Origin of the sequence: Streptomyces sp. XM83C, from assembly GCF_023072675.1 — a bacterium.
GTDB lineage: Bacteria > Actinomycetota > Actinomycetes > Streptomycetales > Streptomycetaceae > Streptomyces > Streptomyces thermocoprophilus.
The window spans coordinates 1-1,238 of the sequence record NZ_JALLGL010000595.1; the positions used below are offsets into that span (position 1 = coordinate 1).

The 1,238-nt window shown below is 69.9% G+C and carries 2 protein-coding genes; both read right to left on the reverse strand.

The annotated features are described in order from the left end of the window. Nucleotides 1-79 precede the first annotated feature (79 nt). Nucleotides 80-859 carry an HAD-IIA family hydrolase gene (locus MTQ10_RS30575; protein WP_247474013.1) on the reverse strand — a complete coding sequence of 260 codons (780 nt, stop codon included), beginning with the start codon at nt 857-859 and terminating at the stop codon, nt 80-82. 163 nt (nt 860-1,022) lie between these two features. Then, nucleotides 1,023-1,238: hypothetical protein (locus tag MTQ10_RS30580; RefSeq protein WP_247474016.1), on the reverse strand; the 216-nt coding region annotated here is incomplete at its 5' end.

Sequence of the window (1,238 nt, forward strand, 5' to 3'; positions counted from 1 at the left end):
CACCGGGCCCGACCCCACCTCACCGGGCCCGGTGAGGTGGGGTCGGGCCCGGTGAGGTGGGGTCGGGCCCGGTCCGGTGTCAGATCCGGTCGACGAGGTCGGCGATCGAGTCCACGACCTGGGACGGGCGGTAGGGGAAGTCCTCCACCTGCTCGGGCCGGGTCAGACCGGTCAGCACCAGGAACGTCTGCATCCCGGCCTCCATGCCGGCCAGCACGTCGGTGTCCATCCGGTCGCCGATCATCGCGCTGGTCTCGGAGTGGGCGCCGATCGCGTTCAGACCGGTGCGCATCATCAGCGGGTTGGGCTTGCCCGCGAAGTACGGCTGCTTGCCGGTGGCCTTGGTGATCAGCGCGGCGACCGCGCCGGTCGCGGGGAGCGGGCCCTCGGTGGACGGGCCGGTCTCGTCGGGGTTGGTGCAGATGAACCGGGCGCCCGCGTTGATGAGGCGGACCGCCTTCGTCATGGCCTCGAAGGAGTACGTACGTGTCTCGCCGAGGACGACGTAGTCCGGCTCGTGGTCGGTGAGGATGTAGCCGATGTCGTGCAGCGCGGTGGTCAGACCGGCCTCGCCGATGACGTACGCGGAACCTCCGGGCCGCTGGTCGTCCAGGAACTTGGCGGTGGCCAGGGCCGACGTCCAGATGTTCTCGATCGGCACCTCAAGGCCCATGCGGGTCAGGCGGGCGTGCAGGTCGCGCGGGGTGTAGATGGAGTTGTTCGTCAGCACCAGGAAGGGCTTGCCGGACTCGCGCAGCTTCTTCAGGAAGGCGTCGGCGCCGGGGATCGGCACACCCTCGTGGATGAGCACGCCGTCCATGTCGGTGAGCCACGATTCGATGGGCTTGCGTTCTGCCATGTGCTGCGTCTCCTGGCCTCGGGAATCACATCTGACATGAGCGCCGGAACCACGGCGTACCGACGGCCACAGCCTAGTCAGGAGCGGGTGATCCGTACCCTGGCCGGTCACACCTTGATCGACGGATGTGCGGTGCAGGTGCCGGGCAGCGTGCAGCGGGCTCTCAGCGGCGCCGCCATGGTCTGCGTACGACGGTCAGCGCGGCGCCCGTGAGGAGGAGCGCGGTGGAGGCCAGGGCGACGGGGTGGGCGAGCGGGCCGGTGGCGGCCAGCTCGCCGAGGCCGTGCAGGGCTTCGGCCGGGGCTTCGGAGGCCGTCGGGTCGGCCGGGGACCTGTCTCTTATACCCCTCTCCGAGCCCACGAGACTACGCTGCATCTC

What these genes read in the sequence shown, in the direction of transcription:
- MTQ10_RS30575 (WP_247474013.1), bottom strand. Translation starts at nt 859, where the DNA reads ATGGCAGAACGCAAGCCCATCGAATCGTGGCTCACCGACATGGACGGC.